Below are 18,413 nucleotides of genomic sequence, written 5' to 3' on the forward strand. Positions count from 1 at the left end.
CAAGAGGTTCTGTTAGCCCGGATAATTCACGAGAAGGCGGCGGAGATGGCGTAACCGTCTGAAACTCTGTATTTATTGGTTATCGACGCCAAAGATTCAGATTTCAGCAGGACGACCTCCGCCATGACCCAGTCTACGTGCTCCACGCCCCGCCTGTCACGCCTTAACGGTAAGCCGGTCCTGCTCGGGTTTGACGGCGCCGACATGAGCTCCGACGCCGGACTGACCCTGCTGCGCAAGATCGAGCGCAGGGCGGGTCTGGCGCAGCGGCTCGCAGATTGCCTGCACGATCCGCGTGACCCGGCGAAAGTTCAGCATAGCCTGTGCGACATCATCCGGTTCCGGATGACCCTGCTGCGCGAGATCGAGCGCAGGGCGGGTCTGGCGCAGCGGCTCGCAGATTGCCTGCACGATCCGCGTGACCCGGCGAAAGTTCAGCATAGCCTGAGCGACATCATCCGGTTCCGGATCATGATGATCGGGGCGGGATACGAAGACGGCAACGACGCGGCAGCCCTGCGGCACGATCCCAGCTTCAGGATCGCGCTGGAGCGTGGCCCGGAAACAGGGCCGGCCTTGTGTTCGCAGCCGACGATCTCGCGCATGGAGAACCTGCCCGACGCCCGCGCCCTTATCCGCATGGGCCACGAGATGATCCGGTTCTACTGCCACTCGTTTGCGCGCCCCCCAAGCCGAATCGTGCTCGATATCGATGATACCTTTGACGCGGTGCATGGCCACCAGCAGCTGCGCCTGTTCAATGCGTTCTACGACGAGTTCGGCTTCCAGCCGATCGTCGTGTTTGACGGCGAAGGCCGGCTCGTCGGGACACTGTTGCGCCCGGCCCGCCGCCCCAATGGGGCCGAGAGCGCGGCCCACATCCGCCGGTTGATCCGGCAGATTGCCAGGCATTGGCCCGAGACAGAAATCCTGCTGCGAGCCGACAGCCACTACTGCACCCCGCAGGTTCTGGACCTGTGTGACAGGCTCGGGCTGCGCTATGTCTTCGGTCTGTCAAAGAACGGCCGTCTGGCGCGGAACATCTCGGCTCTGGAAGCGTCGACTGCGGCGCGCTACGCCCGCACGCCGGGCCAGAAGCTGCGCCGGTTCAAAACCTTCTCCTACGCAGCCCGCTCGTGGTCGAAACCCCGCCGCGTCATCGCCCGCGTCGAGGTTGGCCCCATGGGTCGGGACACCCGCTACATCGTCACCAACCTCGAGGGCGGTCGCGGTAAGCACCTTTACGAGAAGCTCTATTCCGCTCGCGGCCAGGCCGAGAACCACATCAAGGCGTGGAAAACCCATCTCGCAGCAGACCGGACGTCGTGCTCGAAGGCGAACGCCAATCAGATGCGTCTGATGCTGCACGGCTGCGCCTACTGGGTCTGGTGGAAGCTTCGCGCGGCTTGCCCAAAACGTTCACCATGGCGCCGCGCCCAGTTCGACACGCTGCGGCTGCATCTCGTCAAACTGGCCGCCACCATCGTCGAAAAGAAGACCCGGATCATCGTGACCCTGCCGGCATCGTGTCCCCGAAAGGGACTTCTCCTCCTTCTCTTCGACGCCCTCGCCCCACCGAAAACAGCCTGACGCATGCGCCCCGACAAACCCAGAAACATCAACCCGTATCGCCCAAGACCCAAGTCACCGGCCGGCCTGCCAACCGGACGCAAACACCGGGTGCGCGCAAGAAAACCGAGACCGGGGAAACCATCCCACGGAGCACAAGTCCGCAGCTTCATGAATTATGCGGGCTAGTACGGCGACCGCCGCATCGCAGCTTTGCCATATGAGGTGAGCTGGCACGCGACGTGCAGATGGGTGGCGCGGCGACCGGCGCAGGGAAGGGCTGACTGACGGCGCGTGCAGCGGGCTCTAGCCGGAATTCGTCCGGGTGCATGACTTCGCCGAGAGGTGCATCTACGACGGCCGCGGGCTGCGGATCCTTCCGTCATCGATGAGGTCGGCGGGAAGTGCCTGGTCCTGATCGAGGGGCGCAAGGCCCGGCAGCGGGACGTTCCGGCGTCGCCTGCCGATCAGATCGTCGGCCGCGGCCCACCTAAACATGTCTGGTCCGGCAGAGGTATGGTGTCTATCGCGACTGCCGTGTGGAAGTGATTCGGCCAGCCTACGTGAAGGCGTTCTGCATTGCGCCGGGATCGTCTCGGGAGTCCCTTTGCAACGAGAGCGTCGACGGCGCACCGCGGGAAAAGATGCCGGATTGGGGGCTTCGCCACCCTGCTGAGGGCAAGGTTTCAATCAAGGGTCTGCGCCGCTATCAGGACATTGTGCATCTCGCACAGCAGTCTTGGCTGTCGTAGGTAGGTGTTCCGTCCCGGATGATCACCTTTCCCCGCGACGATCCGCGCTCTTCATGGCAAGATCGGTTCTGAGGGACCTTCGAGACGGGGCACGACCATGCTGATACATCTTCACAAGCAGGCCACGACCACGCCGAAGGTGCGGGCGGCGATCCAGGCGAGCACGGAGCCTGCTCCGGTGCTGGCCGAGCGCTTCGGCATAACGGAGCAGACCGTTTACAAGTGGCGCAAGCGCGACAGCGTCGCGGATCGCAGCCACACGCCGCACAGGCTCCAGACGACGCTGACACCACCGCAGGAGGCCGTCGCGGTGGCCCTGCGAAAGGCGCTGCTGGTGTCGCTGGATGATCTGCTGGCGGTTGTGCGGGAGTTCCTGAACCCGAACGCCTCGCGCTCGGGGCTGGACCGCTGCCTGCGCCGGCATGGCGTGGGGAACCTGCGCGACCTGAAGACCAAGGCGGCCAAGCCGAAGCACAGCGCCTTCAAGGCCTACGAGCCGGGCTACCTCCACATCGACGTGAAATACCTGCCGCAAATGGCCGATGAGACCCGCCGCCGTTACCTCTTCGTGGCCATCGACCGGGCGACCCGATGGGTCTTCATCCGTGTCTTCCCGGCAAAGACCGCGGCCAACGCACGGCGCTTCCTGCGCGATCTGGAGCGCGCCTGCCCGATCCGCATCCGCACCATTCTCACCGACAATGGCAAGGAGTTCACCGACCGCCTTTTCGGCCTGCGCAAGCGGACTGCCACGGGAGAGCACGCGTTCGACGCGCTTTGCGCCGCCCTCGACATCGACCACCGCCTGACCCCGCCGAAGTCGCCGAGACCAACGGAATGGTCGAGCGCTTCAACGGCCGGATCGAAGAGGTCCTGCAGAGCCACCATTTCCGATCAGGCGAGGACCTGGAGACCACGCTCCACCGATACGTCTGGCTCTACAACCAGCAGCTCCCGCAATCAGCGTTGGCCAGCAAGGCGCCCTTGCAGGCCATGAAGGACTGGCACAAAATCAAGCCAGAGCTGTTCAAGAAACAGCCATACTACCTTCCGGGATGTGACACCTAAGTCGTAAGGCATCATTGCGGCTTGGCTGGTGGCGTTTCCTATGAAGTGAACAAGAATACAGTGGGGGACATTCTTGGAAATATCTAAATTCCATAGGTGATAATATTGATTAAACTGTCGGCTACGGACATGCCGCGTCATCACACAGGAGGCGGGCCGGTCCTGCACTGCGGGGACAATCGCGGACAGCCGCTCCAGCGCCTGCGACGGCGGCATGCGCGTGGTGTTCGGGTTCTGGAAGAACAGCCCGGGCTCCGAAATTTGTACAAAATGGGGTAGGGGGCGGACTTACCCCGTACTTTGACACCCGCACTCATCCTCCCGAAACCAGAACGCCCCCGCCTTGCGGCAGGGGCGTCTCAAAAATCCGTCGGCACGAGATCAAATCTCTTCCGCAACCTCGCCGCCGACTTCTTCGCTGTCTTCGATAAAGCCGCCCACGGTGTCATCACACGCGGCAAGGCCGAACATCACGCTGAGAGCAAGAATGAAGCGCGTCAAAACAGGCCCTCCCCGGTTTCTTCCTCGGCCACCTGATCGGCGGCGATCGCGGCACCCGCACCGGCGGCCGGAGCGCAAGCGGACAGCGCGGGAGCCGTAAAGGCCAGCGCCAGAACCATCCAAAGTGGACGTCTCATATCGTATCTCCTCAAGCGGTTACGCCGGGGAAATGCGAAATCACCGGAATAAGTTCCCAGCCCCATGGCCCCCCTGCGCGGATCTGCACCGGAACAACGGGCCCCGTTTGACAGTTTTTGCCCGAAATCAAAGGGAGCACCACATGGCCATCACCACCGGAACCCATGAGGCCGTCGGCGAAGACGTGCGTCCAGCGGGCCGCTATCACTCCAATCAGATCGCCATCCACTGGCTCGTCGTCTCGCTCGTGATCCTTCAGTTCCTGACCGGCGGCACGATGGCGGCGGCAATGGAATACGGATATGACTTCAATGCCCTGCCGCCCGCGGGTGTGATCTATGTGCACGGCATCTTCGGCCTGTCGATCCTGACGGCCATGCTGGTGCGGGCGGTCCTACGGATGCGGCACGGCGCGCCGGAGCCGCCCGAGAATGAGTCCCGCCCCATCCAGATCCTCAGCCGCTCGACGCATTACGCCTTCTATGGCGTCCTGATCGCGATGCCGATATTCGGGCTGTTCGCGGTGCTGACGCTGAATGAAACCATCGGCCTGATCCATGCCTGGTCATCCTGGCTGCTCCTCGCGATCATCGCACTGCACGTGGCGGGGGCGTTCATGCACATTTTCAAGCGCGACGGTATCATCAAGCGCGTCATCACGGGGCAACCCCCGCGCATCGACTGATTGGTGGCGCGGCGGCGATTGGCGTCCTATCTCGGGCAGCAAAGGAGACTGCCCGATGACCGACAAGACCAACCCGCTGCTCGCCTCTTGGGAGGGGACGTTCGGCCTGCCGCCCTTCGCCGCAATAGAAGACGACCAATTCGGTTCCGCGCTGGAGGCGGGGATGGCAGAGGGACGCGCGGCCATCCATGCCATCTCCGCAAACCCCGAGCCGCCGACCTTCGCCAACACCATTGAGGCTCTGGAGCGGGCGGATGCCCTGCTCGACCGGGTGGCGGGCGTCTTCTACAACCTCGCCGGCGCCGACAGCACCCCTACCCGGGAGAAGCTGCAGCGCGAGATGGCGCCGAAACTTTCTGCCTACTCCTCTGAAATCACGAACGACAAGGCCCTCTTCGCGAGGATCGACGACCTCTGGACCCGCCGCGACACGCTCGGCCTCAGCGATGAGCAGGCGCGCGTTCTGATGCTGACCCGCCGGGGCTTCGTGCGGTCCGGCGCGGCCTTGCATGGCGCCGAGGCGGAGCGCCTGACGGAGATCAAGGCGCGCCTCGCCACCTTGGGCACGACCTTCGCGCAGAACCTGCTGGCGGATGAGCGGGAGTGGTACATGGACCTCTCCGAAGACGATCTGGAGGGGTTGCCGGCCTTCGTCCGCGACGCCGCACGCGCCGCCGGTAAGGAACGCGACCGGCCCGGTCCCGTCGTCACGCTGAACCGGTCGCTCATCGTGCCGTTCCTGCAATTCTCGTCGCGTCGCGATCTGCGTCAGCGCGCCTACGAGGCCTGGTCCGCGCGCGGCGCGAACGGGGGAGAGACGGATAACCGCGAGATCGCCGCCGAGATCCTCGCGTTGCGGGAGGAGCGGGCCAAGCTGCTCGGCTACGAGAACTTCGCCGCCTACAAGCTCGAGACCGAGATGGCCGGCAGCCCGGACGCCGTGCGCGACCTGCTCATGGAGGTCTGGCAGCCCGCGCGGAAGGCCGCGCTCGCCGATGCCGAGCATCTCGCCCGCATGGCGCGCGAAGACGGAATTGTCGGCCCGCTGGAGCCTTGGGACTGGCGCTACTACGCCGAGAAACGCCGCGCCGCGCTGCACGACCTCGACGAGGCGGCGCTCAAGCCCTTCTTCCAACTCGACCGCATGATCGAGGCGGCTTTCGCCGTTTCGAACCGCCTGTTCGGGCTGGAATTCGAGCCGCTCGACATCGAAGCCTACCATCCCGACGTCCGCGTCTGGAACGTGACGCGGAAGGGGACCCATGTCGCTGTCTTCATGGGGGATTATTTCGCACGGCCCTCCAAACGGTCGGGCGCATGGTGCTCCGCGATGCGGTCGCAGTCGAAGCTCGACGGCGATGTGCGGCCCATCGTCGTGAACGTGTGCAACTTCGCGAAAGGCGATCCGGCGCTGTTGTCCTATGACGATGCGCGGACGCTGTTCCACGAATTCGGCCACGCCCTGCACCAGATGCTGTCCGACGTGACCTACCAGTCGATTTCGGGCACCTCGGTCGCGCGCGATTTTGTGGAACTCCCCAGTCAGCTCTACGAGCATTGGCTCGACGTGCCCGCGATCCTGTCGGAATTCGCGACCCATGCCGAGACCGGCGAATCCATGCCCGACGATCTGCGCGACCGGCTCCTGCGGGCGGCCACCTACGATATGGGGTTCCAGACGGTCGAGTACGTGGCCTCCGCGCTGGTGGATCTGGCATTTCACGACGGGCCCGCGCCCGCCGATCCGATGCAGCGTCAGGCCGAGGTGCTCGAGACGATCGGAATGCCCCGCGCTATCCGGATGCGGCATGCGTCGCCGCATTTTGCCCATATCTTTTCCGGCGACGGCTATTCCTCGGGCTATTACAGCTACATGTGGTCGGAGGTGATGGACGCCGATGCCTTCGCGGCCTTCGAGGCGGCGGGCGATCCGTTCGATCCCGATCTTGCCCGCAAGCTTGAGGAGAACATCCTCGCAACCGGCGGCTCCGCCGATGCGGCCAGCCTCTACACGGCGTTCCGCGGCCGGATGCCGGGGGTGGAGGCGCTCCTGCGGGGCAGGGGGCTCGACGACGCGGCCTGAGGGTCGCGTCGTCTCCAACTTTCTGCGCCGAAATCTTGTGAAGGACTTCCCATGCCGCTCAACGATGAACAATCCGACGCGCTGATCGAAGCCGTCCGCGCCGTCGCCGCGGCCGAGATCCTGCCGCGCTTCCGCAACCTCGCCGAGGGAGAGGTCGACGCGAAGGCCGCCTTCGACGACCTCGTGACGGTGGCCGATCGCGCCGCCGAAATCGCGCTGACCGAACGGGTTCGCAAGATCCTGCCCGACGCCGCGGTGGTGGGCGAGGAGGCCGTGGCGGAGGATGCCGGCGTTCTCGGCCGCGTCACGGCGGAGCGGTGCGTAGTAATCGATCCGATCGACGGGACGTGGAACTTTGCCCACGGGATCGCGAATTACGGCGTCATCGTCGCGGTGCTGGAGCGGGGCGAAACGGTTTGGGGCCTGCTCTACGATCCGTCCTTCGACGACTGGATCGTGGCGCATCGCGGCGGCGGCGCGTGGTTCCACCGGCAAGGTCGCGCCCGGCGCCTCCACGTCTCTCAGGCCGTCGCGCCGCTGGACACGCTGCGCGGCAATGTCGCCGACTATCTCTTTCCCGTCGAGCACAAGGCGGCCCTGTCGGCAACCAAGCCGCGCTTCCGCCGGTCCTCCTCCCTAGGGGCGAGCCTGCACGAATATCGCGTCATGTCGCTGGGCGGGTCCGATTTCGTTCTGAACGGAATGCTCAATGTCTGGGATCATGCGGCGGGCATCCTGATCCTGGCCGAGGCGGGCGGCGTGTCGCGCCTGCTCGACGGGCGGGAATACATGCCGAAGATGCGCGAGGGCTGGCTGCTCAACGCGCGGAGCGAGGCGATATGGGAGGAACTCGCCGGGATCTTCAACGAGGCGGTCGTGCGCGACGGGACCTGACCGCACCGGCATCCGCTATTCGCGCAACTCGTCCGGCGCGACGCCCCACAATGCGGTGGTCGCGGCCCAACCTTCGGCGCCATCGACCTCCAGCGCACACCACCCCGCCTCGCATTCCCCCAGCCACGCCACGACCCCGGCCTGCAGCCGGGCCGAAACAGGGGCATCGGGCCGGGGGCGGCGGCGCAGGTGCAGGTCGTCGGCCTCGACGATCACCGTGCGGTTGCCCGACAGCAGCGAATAGTGCATCCAGCCGCCGGTGCCCTCGCGGTCCTGCACACGGCGCCAATGACCGTATTCGTCGGTCACCAGAAGCGGCATGTGCCGGCGCTTGAACACCCAGTCGATCCGATGCGTCGAGGACGGGCCGCGGCGGGCAAAGCCCTCAGGCGCCTTCATCGACACGAAACGCGGCATCGGCAGGCCAGTGACGGGCCCACGCTCCACCGGACCGGCATCCTGCTCGACGCGGGGCGCGGCCTCTTCGGCCAGAACGGCCGCATGAGGAAAGTAAAACGCGGCAAGTGCCGCGAGGACATGCATCATTCGCATGGACTGCCGATCCTGCTCTCGTTCGCCTCGGGGTCTCGCGCCCCTTCGGCCGGTGCATATCATGCCATTTCGCCGCATGCAGGCAAGGAATCCGCGCCGCTTCTGGCAAATTCCTCTCGCGGTGTTGTCCCGCCGCGACGTCTTCCTCTGTGCTGTCTCTCAATCCCCCAGCACGGCATGCATCTCGTCGAGATCCACCTCGCCCTTGGGCATCTTGTTGGACGGGTCGTCGAAGTCGTAGCGGAACAGCCGGAAATCCCGGTGGTAGATTTCCCACATCAGATGCATCGACAGGTCGTCGAAATAAGCCGCGACCGGATGCGCCCGCGTGGGGCCGTGACCTTCGCTCTCGTTAAAGCGCGGCACCTGCGCCAGATCGACCTTCACCGGCGTCTCGATGCGGTCTAGGACGGCCTGCATGCCGGAATTGAAATTCTCGGTGAAGATCACCTGATCGTAGCGTCCGCCATTCGTCACGAAGGTGCCGACATGCCCCGACATCGCCGACCAGTGGATGTCGGCGTCCATCGGCTTTCGAAACCGGATCGTGTCGCGCGCGAACAGGAGGAACCGCCGGAACGACGCGATCTGGTCGAAGGCGAACCCGTCCTCGGGGCGCCCCACCTCCACGCCGTATTTCTGCATCAGCATCGGCACGAGGTTGCCGCGGTACCGTTTGCCGTTGCGCTGGATGCCGGCGATCTTGTCGAAGAAGGATGACAGGATGCGCGTGTAGGGGTTTCGGACGCAGGTGAAGACGTGGGACCGGTGCGCCTTGGCATTAGCCTCGATGCGCGGCTGGCTGGCCTCGAACGCCCATTTGTGCAGGCCGGACGTCGCATCATGAATGTCGCCGTCGTAGAACCGTCCGTGGTCGGAATAGAACAGGATCTGCCCGATCGAGGAGCAGGCGCATTTCGGCACCACCCGGTAAACGACGCTCTCGCTCTCGGTCATCCAGGTGCCCGGAAAGCCCATTTCTCTACCCCGTCGGTGTCTCGGCGCATCTAGGCGGGGGCGAGGTGTTTAATCAATGTCTGCGCCGCGCTATTGCCGCGGACGTTGCGCGAAATCCAATCCGTGGGGGCGAGGGACGAAACCGATGGCGAAGATCGCGTTCCTGCTGCTGTGTCACAAGGATCCGCAGGCGGTGATCCGGCAGGCCGAGGGACTGACGGGGGCGGGCGACCATGTGTCGATCCATGTCGATGCCCGCATGCCCGCCGCCGATTTCGCACAGATCGAGGCGGGTGTGGCCGACAATCCCAGGGCCGTTCTGGTGCGCCGCCGCGTGCGCTGCGGCTGGGGGGAATGGAGCCTCGTTCAGGCCACGCTCAACTGCATCGAGACCGCGCTGGAGGCGTTTCCGAGGGCCACGCATTTCTACATGGTTTCCGGCGATTGCCGGCCGGTGAAATCGGCGGCCTATGCCCATGCCGTGCTGGACGCCCGCGACGTCGATTATATCGAAAGCTTCGACTTCTTCGCCTCCGACTGGATCAAGACCGGGATGAAGGAGGACCGCCTGATCTACCGCCACTTCGTCAACGAACGGCGGCACAAGCGGCTCTTTTACGGCTTGCTCGACCTCCAGCGGCGGTTCGGGCTCGAACGCGCAATTCCCGCCGATATCGAGCCGATGATCGGATCGCAATGGTGGTGCCTGCGCCGCGCCACGATCGAGACGATCCGCGAGTTCTGCCGGATGCGCCCCGATGTGGTGCGGTTCTTCCGCACGACCTGGATTCCCGACGAGACATTCTTCCAGACCCTCGTGCGTCATCTCGTGCCGCGGGTCGAGATCGATTCGCGCACGCTGACCTTTCTGGTCTTCACCGATTACGGGATGCCCGCGACGTTCTACGACGACCATTACGATCTGCTTCTGGGGCAGGATTTCATCTTCGCGCGGAAGATTTCGCCCGAGGCGCATGGGTTGAAGGCCGCGCTCGAGACGCTGTGGAAAAGCCCGAGGACCGATTTTCCGGTCTCCGGCGACGGGCGGGCGCTGTTCGCCTTCCTGACGCAGCGGGGCCGCGTCGGTCGCCGCTTCGCCCCGCGCTTCTGGGAGCGGGCGGCGACGCTGGGGCGGGAGCGGACGCTCGTGGTCCTCGTCTGCAAGAAGTACCACGTCGCCAAGCGGCTGGCGCAGGCGCTGCGCGACCATCGGGTCATGCCGGCGGTCGATTATCTCTTCGAGGAGGAGGATACGCCGCTGCCCGATCTGGGCGGGGTAGAGCACCTGATGACCAAACGGCACCGCCATCGCCGCGCCTTGCTGCGGATGCTGTTCCGCCGCACCGGCAGCGACCGGCTGGCGATCTGTCTCGATCCCGCCAATTTCGACCTGCTGGAGGATCTCCATGCCGACCGGGCCACGATCCGCACCCTGCTCATCGATTGCGACTACGACGCCGACTACCTGCGCGGGCATGCCGGGCGGCTGGGGCTGATCGGGGATCGCACGCCGGACAGCACGGTCGCGCGCCTGATGCCGACACTGAAGCAGGATTTCGCCACCGAGAGCGCCTGCATCCGGGAATCCGGATTGCCCGGCATCCATGTGATCCAGCAGAACGCGCCGCCCGAGGCCAATGCCGACGTGCTGACCCGGCTTCTGGACATCGCCCCGGAAACGGGCCTTGCTTTGGCCCGCACGCCCTATCTCTTCGAGGACTGACCGCAGGAGACTTCCATGTCCGATTACGACGACCAGAACATCTTCGCCCGCATCCTGCGCGGCGAGATCCCGAACGCCACCGTGGCCGAGACCGAGCATACGCTCGCCTTCGACGACATCACGCCCCAGGCCCCGGTCCATGTGCTGGTGATCCCCAAGGGCCGCTACGTCAGCTACGACGACTTCCACGCCAATGCCTCGGATGCGGAGATCGTTGATTTCCACCGCACCGCCGCCCGCATCTGCGCCGAGCGCGGGGTCGCGCTGCCCGGCGACGGATTCCGCGCGATCACCAATGCCGGCGTCCACGGCGTGCAGGAGGTGCCGCATTTCCACCTTCACCTGATCGGCGGGCGGCCTCTCGGCCGGATGCTCGCCCGCGAGGCGTGAGAGGGGCGAGCGGACGCGTCAGATGCGGCGCATGATTCCGAGGCGCATGCTCCGGATTCTGCGCGGCATGATCGCGCTCCTTCTCATATGCTTCCTGCTGCCGCTCGCCGCCGCCGCGATCTGGTGGCAGAGCCTCGACCGCCCCGACAGCTGGCGCACCGCGGATTGGAGCGCCTCGGGCGTTCTGCCCCGCGACGACGGCGCCGCGATCCACGTTCTCGCCGCCCGTACCGGGGGCGCGAAGGGGGCGGTGGCGGTGCATTCGTGGCTCGTCTGGAAGCGGCAGGGCGATCCCTGGACCCGGGCCGAGGTCGTCGGCTGGGGGCGGCCCGTGCGCCGCAACGCCTACGCACCCGACGGGCGGTGGTACTCCAACACGCCGTGGTTCGTCGGCTCCGTCACCGGAGAGGCGGCCGAGGCGCTCATCCCGCGGGTCGAGGCGGCGGTGGCGGCCTATCCCAACGACCGGGACACCTATCGCATCTGGCCCGGCCCGAATTCCAATTCCTTCGTGGCGCATGTGCTGCGCGAGGTGTCCGGCATTGGTGCGGCGCTGCCGCCGAATGCGGTGGGCAAGGATTACATCGGCCCGGGCATTGCACTGCGACGCGATGCGGGCGGCGACCTGCACCTGTCGGCGGGCGGCTATGCGGGGCTGTCGTTCGGCCCGCGCACCGGGCTGGAGGTCAACCTTCTGGGGCAGGCGTTCGGGTTCGACTTCGCGCGTCCGGCGCTGAAGCTGCCCGGGATCGGGCGCGTCGGCACCTGACCGCGACCGGTCGGGAATCGCGTTGCGTCCGGGGCGTCCGGTCGCTACCCGTCCGGTGACGACGCCCCCGCCGGGGGCCGGACAGGTGGCCGTTGCGCGCCGACCCGCACCGGGGGCGCAATCCGGCATCGTCGGAACCCGGATCCGGAGGCGGCCCTACAGCGAAAGGCCGACCCGATGCGCTTTCTCCCTCTGCTTCTTCTCGGCGCGCCCGCGAACGCGCATGTCGGCCATCTGGGCCAGGTGGCGGGCCACGATCACTGGACCGTGGGCGTGGGCCTCGGGGTCATCGCGGGCGCGGCCGTCGCGGGCTGGCTCAAGGGGCGCAAGAAGGACGCCGATTCCGAAGCGTCCGCGCCCGATCACGAAGCCGAGGAGCAGCCCGCATGAAGACCGGTGTCATGGTCTGCGGTCACGGGTCCCGGTCGCAATCGGCGGTGGACGAGTTCGCCACTTTGGCCGAAAAACTGCCGCCGCATCTGCCTGAGGACTGGCTGGTCGATTATGGCTACCTCGAATTCGCCAACCCGGTGATCCGCGACGGTCTGGACCGCCTGCGCGAGGCGGGCTGCGACCGCATCCTGGCCGTGCCGGGGATGCTGTTCGCGGCGATGCACGCGAAGAACGACATTCCCACCGTTCTCAATACCTACGCCGCCAAGCACGGAATCGAGGTGTCCTACGGGCGCGAACTGGGCGTGGATCCCAAGATGATCGCCGCCGCAGGGGCCCGCATCCGCGACGCGCTGGCCGAGGCCGACACGCACGAGGCCGTCCCCCTCCACGAGACCTGCCTCGTCGTGATCGGCCGGGGCGCCTCCGATCCGGACGCCAACGGCAACGTCGCCAAGATCGCCCGGATGCTGCACGAAGGCATCGGCACCGGCTGGCTGGAGGTGGGATATTCCGGCGTGACCTTCCCGCTGGTGGAGCCTTGCCTCGAACATGCCGCGCGCCTCGGCTACCGCCGGATCGTCGTGTTTCCGTATTTCCTGTTTTCCGGCATCCTCATCGACCGTATCTACGGCTTCACCGACCGTGTCGCCGCGGCCAATCCGCAGGTCCAGTTCGTCAAGGCCGGCTATCTGGGCGACCACCCCGAGGTGCTGCGGACCTTTGCCGAACGGGCGACGGAACAAGTGGGCGAGGTGCCGCCGCCCAACTGCGCGATGTGCAAGTACCGCACGCAGGTCCTCGGCTTCGAGGCCGAGGTCGGCGCCGTGCAGGAAAGCCATCACCACCATGTCGAGGGGCAGGGCGCCAGCGCGCCCGGATCGAACGTGGCGGATTGTGCCCTCTGCGGCGACTTCTGCACCGGTCTGTGCCGGCTGGAGGGGCAGGCGGCGCATCACCACCACCACGATCACCACCACCACGGCGACGGGCACCACCACGATCATCACCATCACGCGACCTATCCGCATGCCGACCACCCGCACGGGCCGGAATCGGCGCGGAAGACCAAGCCGTGAGGGCTTGCCGCGCCATCCGCCGGAATTGGCAACAGGACCGTTTCCTCCGCGCGGCGACCCGCTGACATGCGCCCGTACGAGACGGACCCGAAGGCGATCTATGCCGCGTCCTTCGCCACGGTGCGCCGCGAGGCCGCGCTGGATCGCTTTCCCGCCGACGTGGCCGAGATCGTCGTCCGCGTGATCCATGCTTGCGGCATGGTCGAGATTGCCGACCGCGTCGCCTTCTCGCCGGACGTTGCGGGTTCCGCCACCGACGCCCTTCGCCGCGGCGCTCCGATCCTTGCCGATTGCGAAATGGTCGCCGCAGGGATCACCCGCCGCCTGCTTGCGGGCAATCCGGTCCGCTGCACGCTCGGCGACGTCAGCGCTGACGCGGCGCAGCGGCAGGGCACCACCCGCTCCGCCGCCGCCGTCGATCTGTGGGAGACGGAGGGCGCCGTCATCGCCATCGGCAATGCCCCGACGGCGCTGTTCCGCCTGCTGGAGCGTCTCGAGGCCGGCGCGCCGCCGCCCGCTGCGATCCTGGCCTTTCCCGTCGGGTTCGTCGGTGCCGCCGAATCCAAGGCGGAACTGGCGGAGCGTCCGCGCGGCGCCCCGTTCCTCACGCTGCGCGGACGGCGCGGCGGCTCGGCGATGGCGTCGGCCGCGGTCAATGCGCTGGCGATCCTCGCCGGCGGGGGCGTGCAGTGATCGGCCCGTGGCTCCATATCGTCGGCATCGGCGAAGACGGAATGGCCGGCCTGACCCCCGCCGCCCGTGCCGTCGTCGAAACCGCCGAGATCATCGTCGGCGGCGACCGCCACCATTCGTTGTCGGACGCGGTCACGGCCGAGCGTATCGCCTGGCCGTCGCCCTTCGATGCACTCATCGAAACCCTCACATCCCTGCGCGACCGCCGCGTCGTCGTGCTGGCCACCGGCGATCCGCTCTGGTTCTCGGTCGGCGCGCGGATCGGCCGCGCGATCCCGCCGACGGAAATCGCCTACCACCCCCAGCTTTCGGCGTTCCAGCTTGCCGCCGCGCGGATGGGCTGGTCGATGGCCGACCTGGAAACGCTTACGGTTCATGGCCGGCCGGTCGAGCAGATGATCGCCTTCATCCAGCCCGATGCCCGCCTTCTTATCCTGACGACCGGCGCGGAGACGCCGGCGCGGATTGCGGCCTTTCTGACCGAACGCGGCTTCGGTCAGTCGTCGATGACCGTTCTGGCCAATATGGGCGGGCCGGACGAGGCGCGCTTCGATGGCATCGCGGCGGAATGGTCGCACGAGGTGCCCGCCTTCAACACGCTCGCCGTCGAATGCCGCGCCGCGCCCGATGCAGCACTTTTGCCGCGCGTGCCGGGGCTGGCCGACGATCTGTTCCGCTCCGACGGCACGATGACCAAGCGCGAGGTGCGCGCCGCGACGCTGGCCAAGCTGATGCCGATGCGCGGGGCCCTGTTGTGGGATATCGGCACCGGCAGCGGGTCGGTCGCGATCGAATGGATGCGCGCAGCCCGATCGGCCCGCGCCATCGGGATCGAGCCGCGCGACGACCGGCGCGCCATGGCCGCCGAGAACGCGCTCGCCCTCGGGGCGCCCCGGCTCGACCTGCGGGCGGGTGCGGTTCCCGAGGCGCTGGCGGGGCTGGAGCCGCCCGACGCGGTGTTCATCGGCGGTGGGCTGTCCGAGGCTGTGTTCGACCACGCATTCGCCGCGCTTCGCCCTCTCGGGCGGCTGGTGGCCAATGCGGTGACGCTCGAGAGCGAGGCGGTGATCCTCGACCTGCACGCCCGCCATGGCGGCGACCTCGTGCGCCTGTCGGTGGACCGGGCGGAGCCGATCGGACGCTATCGCGGCTGGCGTCCATCGATGAGCGTGACGCAATGGAGCCTCGTGAAGCGATGACGGGCATCCTCTACGGCGTCGGCCTCGGCCCCGGCGACCCGGATCTGATCACCCGCCGCGCCGCCCGCCTGATCGAACAAGCGGAGGTCGTCGCCTATCCCAGCCTCGCGGGCGGCGACAGCCTCGCGCGATCCATCGCCGCCGACCTCATCGCCCCCGACGCGCGCGAAATCCGCATGGACGTCCCGATGACGCGCGACCGCGCCCCGGCGCAGGCCGCCTACGATGCGGGCGCGGACGCCATTGCGGCGGAACTCGGGGCCGGGCGCGACGTCGTGTGCCTGTGCGAGGGGGATCCGTTTCTCTACGGCTCGTTCATGTATCTCTTTGCCCGGCTGCGCGGCCGGTTCGAGGTGGAGATTGTGCCGGGCGTGACCTCGGTCACCGCCTGCGCAGCCCGCGCCGCGATGCCGCTGGCCGCGCGCGACGAGGTTGTGACGATTCTGCCCGGCCCGTTGCCGGACGACGCGTTGCGGCGGCATCTGCGTGCGGCCGACACGCTCGTGGTGATGAAGGTCGGTCGCCACCTGCGGCGCCTGCGCATGCTGTTATCGGAGGAAGGCTTGTCCGGCACCTATATCGAACGCGCGACCCTCGGGGCGGAGCGTGTCCTGCCGCTGTCAGAGGCACCCGACGATGCGCCGTATTTCTCCATGATCCTCATCACGAAAGGGGCCGATCCGTGGCTCTGACTCCGCCTGTCTCCCCCGTCGTCCTCGCCCTCAACGCCGCGGGAGAGGCCACGGCCCGCGCGGTGGCCGAGGCTCTGGGCTGCCCGCTGCACGGCCGGGCCGGACGGACGCAGGCGGAGATCACCTTTCCCGATGCGCTGGTCCATGCGCGCGATCTGTTTGCCGCCGGTCATCCGGTCATCGGCGTCTGCGCGGCGGGCATCCTGATCCGGGCGGTCGCGCCGATGTTGTCGGACAAGACGCGGGAGCCGCCGGTGATCTCGGTTTCCGATGACGGGCGGGTCGTGGTGCCGCTTCTGGGCGGACACCGGGGCGCCAACCGTCTGGCGCGGCGCGTGGCCGACGCGCTCGGGGGGTTGGCGGCGGTGACGACGGCGGGGGACGTGGCGCTCGGCGTGGCCCTGGACGAGCCGCCGCAGGGCTATGTTCTCGCCAATCCCGAAGACGCCAAGCCGGTCATGGCGGCGCTTTTGTCTGGGGGCGGAGCGCGTGTCACGGGGGCACCGCTCTTCGACCTGCCGCCCGGCGATGCGGTCGAAATCGCCGTCACCGAGGCGCCGGAGACGGGCGGGCCGGCACGGCTGGTCTATCACCCCAAGCGCTACGCGCTCGGCGTCGGCTGCGCCCGCGATACCGACCCGCAGGAATTATGGGACAACGTCTGCGCTGTGTTGGCGGAGGCCGGTATCGCAACCGGTGCCGTGGCTTCGGTCAACACGCTCGACCTCAAGCTCGACGAGCCGGCGATGAACGCGCTCGCCGCCCGGCTCGACCGCCCGCTGCGCGCCTTCACGGCGGCGGAGCTTGCGGAGATCGAGGTGCCGAATCCGTCCGAGGTGGTGCGCGCCGAAGTCGGCACCCCCTCGGTGGCCGAGGCCTCCGCACGCGCCGCGACGGGGGGCGAAATCGTCACCGCCAAGCGCAAGACGCCGAACACCACCGCCGCCCTCGCCGTTGCGCCCGAACCGATTGCCACGCCGCCGGGCCGCCCGCGCGGCCGCGTCTCGATTGTGTCGATCGGGCCGGGCCAGTCCGCCTGGCGCACGCCCGAAGCGTCGCGTCTGATCGCGGAGGCGGAGGAGCTTGTGGGCTACGGCCTCTATATCGACCTTCTGGGGCCGCTGGCCGCTGGCAAGCCGCGTGCCGATTTCCCTTTGGGCGGAGAGGAGGCCCGGTGCCGCCATGCACTGGAACGGGCCGGGGAGGGGCGCAACGTCGCGCTCGTCTGTTCCGGCGATGCGGGCATCTACGCCATGGGCGCGCTGGTCTATGAGCTGATGGCGCGCGATCCGGCCGATCCCTCGGCGCTGTCGGATGCGGCGCGGCGCGTGGAGGTCATCGGCACGCCGGGCGTCAGCGCCCTGCAGGCGGCGGCCGCGCGGGCGGGGGCGCCCTTGGGCCACGACTTCTGCGCGATCTCCCTGTCGGATCTCCTGACTCCGCGCGAGGATATCCTGCGCCGTCTGCACGCGGCCGCGGAGGGGGACTTCGTGATCGCGTTCTACAATCCCGTCTCCAAGCGCCGCCGCACCCTTCTGGCCGAGGCGCGCGACATCCTTTTGCGCCACCGGCCCGCCGACACGCCGGTCCTGCTGGCCACGTCGCTCGGCCGGCCGGAGGAGGCGCTCCGCCACCGGCGGCTCGATGCGCTGGAGGTGGACGAGGTGGACATGCTGACGGTCGTGCTGATCGGCTCGTCGAATACCCGGATCGTGCGGACGGGCGATGGTCTGCGCATGTTCACGCCGCGTGGCTATGCCCGCAAGATGGCCGGCGGCGACCTTGCCGCAGGCGAGGCGACATGACCGTGAGCGCGCAGACCGGCTTAGCGGTAATCGACCGCCCCGAACGTGCCGTCCCCGGCCAGATGCGTCTCCATCCCCGGTACGACATCCGTGTTCTGGGCCGACACGCAGGTCCACCCGCCGTCTCGGCGGTGCAGGACAAAGGACAGGATCGTCGTGCGCGCCCCGGCCGCCTCGCCCCCAGGCGTCACCTGTCCGGTCAGGGCCATGCGCGCATGGATGATGGCCACGTCGCCCAGATCCCGGATCTTCAGCCGTCCGGCCACAAGCCGCGTCTTCGCGAAGAACGAGTGCAGGGCATGGGAATGGGCGCGGGCAATGGCGGGCCGGTCCTCCCACCAGATGCCGACCACGTTCACGAAATCGGCATCCTCGGCGAACAGCGCGGCCAGGGCATCGCCATCGCGCGCGGCCCAGGCGGCGATGAAGGCGGGAACAAAGGCCTGCGGGGCGGAAACCATCGCGAAAGGG

General features: G+C 67.3%; 17 protein-coding genes and 1 pseudogene. 14 read left to right on the forward strand and 4 right to left on the reverse strand.

The features are described from left to right. The first annotated feature begins 123 nt into the window (after window positions 1-123). Both JSE7799_RS01495 and JSE7799_RS01505 read left to right on the forward strand, forming a co-directional pair. A complete protein-coding gene (locus tag JSE7799_RS01495; protein ID WP_055662016.1) occupies window positions 124-1,590 on the forward strand; it encodes an IS1380 family transposase in 1,467 nt (488 codons plus the stop codon). Window positions 1,591-2,418: 828 nt separating this feature from the next. Then, a pseudogene (locus JSE7799_RS01505) lies at window positions 2,419-3,389 on the forward strand (IS481 family transposase). 497 nt (window positions 3,390-3,886) lie between these two features. On the opposite strand, the gene JSE7799_RS20795 reads toward JSE7799_RS01505, so the two are convergent. Continuing rightward, window positions 3,887-4,027, reverse strand: coding sequence for a hypothetical protein (locus JSE7799_RS20795; RefSeq protein WP_186201808.1), 141 nt, complete (start codon window positions 4,025-4,027; stop codon window positions 3,887-3,889). Between the two features lie 143 nt (window positions 4,028-4,170). Between JSE7799_RS20795 and JSE7799_RS01510 the strand changes: the two genes are divergently transcribed. The 3 genes from JSE7799_RS01510 to JSE7799_RS01520 are packed head-to-tail and all read left to right on the forward strand — an operon-like array spanning window position 4,171 to window position 7,690. Then, the gene (locus JSE7799_RS01510) at window positions 4,171-4,713 is read left to right on the forward strand and encodes a cytochrome b (protein ID WP_055662018.1); all 543 of its coding nucleotides are present in this window, start codon (window positions 4,171-4,173) and stop codon (window positions 4,711-4,713) included. 55 nt (window positions 4,714-4,768) lie between these two features. Next, window positions 4,769-6,796, forward strand: a complete 2,028-nt coding sequence (locus JSE7799_RS01515) for a M3 family metallopeptidase (protein WP_055662019.1) — start codon at window positions 4,769-4,771, stop codon at window positions 6,794-6,796. Between the two features lie 51 nt (window positions 6,797-6,847). Continuing rightward, complete coding sequence (locus JSE7799_RS01520; protein WP_055662020.1) at window positions 6,848-7,690, forward strand: inositol monophosphatase family protein; 843 nt, start codon at window positions 6,848-6,850, stop codon at window positions 7,688-7,690. Window positions 7,691-7,705: 15 nt separating this feature from the next. Here the strand turns inward: JSE7799_RS01520 and JSE7799_RS01525 are convergent, their stop codons facing one another. Together JSE7799_RS01525 and JSE7799_RS01530 are read right to left on the reverse strand one after the other, a co-directional pair. Continuing rightward, window positions 7,706-8,242: an SH3 domain-containing protein gene (locus tag JSE7799_RS01525; RefSeq protein WP_055662021.1), complete on the reverse strand. Its 537-nt coding sequence runs from the start codon at window positions 8,240-8,242 to the stop codon at window positions 7,706-7,708. 159 nt (window positions 8,243-8,401) lie between these two features. Continuing rightward, window positions 8,402-9,220 (reverse strand): sulfotransferase family protein, encoded by an 819-nt coding sequence (locus tag JSE7799_RS01530; protein WP_055662022.1) that lies wholly within the window; start codon window positions 9,218-9,220, stop codon window positions 8,402-8,404. Between the two features lie 124 nt (window positions 9,221-9,344). Here JSE7799_RS01530 and JSE7799_RS01535 point away from each other — a divergent pair, with 124 nt between their 5' ends. From JSE7799_RS01535 to cobJ, 9 genes are all read left to right on the forward strand, one after another. Continuing rightward, window positions 9,345-10,922 (forward strand): DUF5928 domain-containing protein, encoded by a 1,578-nt coding sequence (locus JSE7799_RS01535; protein ID WP_055662023.1) that lies wholly within the window; start codon window positions 9,345-9,347, stop codon window positions 10,920-10,922. 15 nt (window positions 10,923-10,937) lie between these two features. Next, window positions 10,938-11,312 (forward strand): HIT domain-containing protein, encoded by a 375-nt coding sequence (locus JSE7799_RS01540; RefSeq protein WP_055662024.1) that lies wholly within the window; start codon window positions 10,938-10,940, stop codon window positions 11,310-11,312. Window positions 11,313-11,358: 46 nt separating this feature from the next. Next, complete coding sequence (locus tag JSE7799_RS01545; protein WP_055662082.1) at window positions 11,359-12,081, forward strand: DUF3750 domain-containing protein; 723 nt, start codon at window positions 11,359-11,361, stop codon at window positions 12,079-12,081. A gap of 177 nt (window positions 12,082-12,258) precedes the next feature. Continuing rightward, window positions 12,259-12,471: a DUF6732 family protein gene (locus tag JSE7799_RS01550; protein WP_055662025.1), complete on the forward strand. Its 213-nt coding sequence runs from the start codon at window positions 12,259-12,261 to the stop codon at window positions 12,469-12,471. Continuing rightward, the gene (locus JSE7799_RS01555; RefSeq protein ID WP_055662026.1) at window positions 12,468-13,553 is read left to right on the forward strand and encodes a sirohydrochlorin chelatase; all 1,086 of its coding nucleotides are present in this window, start codon (window positions 12,468-12,470) and stop codon (window positions 13,551-13,553) included. The genes JSE7799_RS01550 and JSE7799_RS01555 overlap by 4 nt, the downstream gene beginning before the upstream one ends. A 66-nt stretch (window positions 13,554-13,619) precedes the next feature. Then, complete coding sequence (locus JSE7799_RS01560) at window positions 13,620-14,246, forward strand: precorrin-8X methylmutase (RefSeq protein WP_055662027.1); 627 nt, start codon at window positions 13,620-13,622, stop codon at window positions 14,244-14,246. Then, window positions 14,243-15,445, forward strand: coding sequence for a precorrin-6y C5,15-methyltransferase (decarboxylating) subunit CbiE (cbiE, locus tag JSE7799_RS01565; protein WP_144431511.1), 1,203 nt, complete (start codon window positions 14,243-14,245; stop codon window positions 15,443-15,445). Before JSE7799_RS01560 ends, cbiE begins: the two co-directional genes overlap by 4 nt. Next, window positions 15,442-16,137: a precorrin-2 C(20)-methyltransferase gene (cobI, locus tag JSE7799_RS01570; protein ID WP_055662028.1), complete on the forward strand. Its 696-nt coding sequence runs from the start codon at window positions 15,442-15,444 to the stop codon at window positions 16,135-16,137. Before cbiE ends, cobI begins: the two co-directional genes overlap by 4 nt. Then, window positions 16,128-17,942, forward strand: coding sequence for a precorrin-3B C(17)-methyltransferase (cobJ, locus tag JSE7799_RS01575; protein WP_083480141.1), 1,815 nt, complete (start codon window positions 16,128-16,130; stop codon window positions 17,940-17,942). The genes cobI and cobJ overlap by 10 nt, the downstream gene beginning before the upstream one ends. A 20-nt stretch (window positions 17,943-17,962) precedes the next feature. On the opposite strand, the gene JSE7799_RS01580 is transcribed toward cobJ, so the two are convergent. Beyond that, a complete protein-coding gene (locus JSE7799_RS01580) occupies window positions 17,963-18,403 on the reverse strand; it encodes an SgcJ/EcaC family oxidoreductase (protein WP_055662029.1) in 441 nt (146 codons plus the stop codon). Between the last annotated feature and the right edge of the window lie 10 nt (window positions 18,404-18,413).

Origin of the sequence: Jannaschia seosinensis (assembly GCF_001408515.1) — a bacterium.
Taxonomy (GTDB): Bacteria; Pseudomonadota; Alphaproteobacteria; order Rhodobacterales; family Rhodobacteraceae; genus Jannaschia; species Jannaschia seosinensis.

What these genes read in the sequence shown, in the direction of transcription:
- JSE7799_RS01540 (WP_055662024.1), top strand. Translation starts at nt 10,938, where the DNA reads ATGTCCGATTACGACGACCAGAACATCTTCGCCCGCATCCTGCGCGGC.
- cobI (WP_055662028.1), top strand. Translation starts at nt 15,442, where the DNA reads ATGACGGGCATCCTCTACGGCGTCGGCCTCGGCCCCGGCGACCCGGAT.
- JSE7799_RS01520 (WP_055662020.1), top strand. Translation starts at nt 6,848, where the DNA reads ATGCCGCTCAACGATGAACAATCCGACGCGCTGATCGAAGCCGTCCGC.
- JSE7799_RS01545 (WP_055662082.1), top strand. Translation starts at nt 11,359, where the DNA reads ATGCTCCGGATTCTGCGCGGCATGATCGCGCTCCTTCTCATATGCTTC.
- JSE7799_RS01495 (WP_055662016.1), top strand. Translation starts at nt 124, where the DNA reads ATGACCCAGTCTACGTGCTCCACGCCCCGCCTGTCACGCCTTAACGGT.
- JSE7799_RS01560 (WP_055662027.1), top strand. Translation starts at nt 13,620, where the DNA reads ATGCGCCCGTACGAGACGGACCCGAAGGCGATCTATGCCGCGTCCTTC.
- JSE7799_RS01580 (WP_055662029.1), bottom strand. Translation starts at nt 18,403, where the DNA reads ATGGTTTCCGCCCCGCAGGCCTTTGTTCCCGCCTTCATCGCCGCCTGG.
- JSE7799_RS01530 (WP_055662022.1), bottom strand. Translation starts at nt 9,220, where the DNA reads ATGGGCTTTCCGGGCACCTGGATGACCGAGAGCGAGAGCGTCGTTTAC.
- JSE7799_RS01550 (WP_055662025.1), top strand. Translation starts at nt 12,259, where the DNA reads ATGCGCTTTCTCCCTCTGCTTCTTCTCGGCGCGCCCGCGAACGCGCAT.
- JSE7799_RS01555 (WP_055662026.1), top strand. Translation starts at nt 12,468, where the DNA reads ATGAAGACCGGTGTCATGGTCTGCGGTCACGGGTCCCGGTCGCAATCG.
- JSE7799_RS01510 (WP_055662018.1), top strand. Translation starts at nt 4,171, where the DNA reads ATGGCCATCACCACCGGAACCCATGAGGCCGTCGGCGAAGACGTGCGT.
- JSE7799_RS01525 (WP_055662021.1), bottom strand. Translation starts at nt 8,242, where the DNA reads ATGCGAATGATGCATGTCCTCGCGGCACTTGCCGCGTTTTACTTTCCT.
- JSE7799_RS01535 (WP_055662023.1), top strand. Translation starts at nt 9,345, where the DNA reads ATGGCGAAGATCGCGTTCCTGCTGCTGTGTCACAAGGATCCGCAGGCG.
- JSE7799_RS20795 (WP_186201808.1), bottom strand. Translation starts at nt 4,027, where the DNA reads ATGAGACGTCCACTTTGGATGGTTCTGGCGCTGGCCTTTACGGCTCCC.
- JSE7799_RS01515 (WP_055662019.1), top strand. Translation starts at nt 4,769, where the DNA reads ATGACCGACAAGACCAACCCGCTGCTCGCCTCTTGGGAGGGGACGTTC.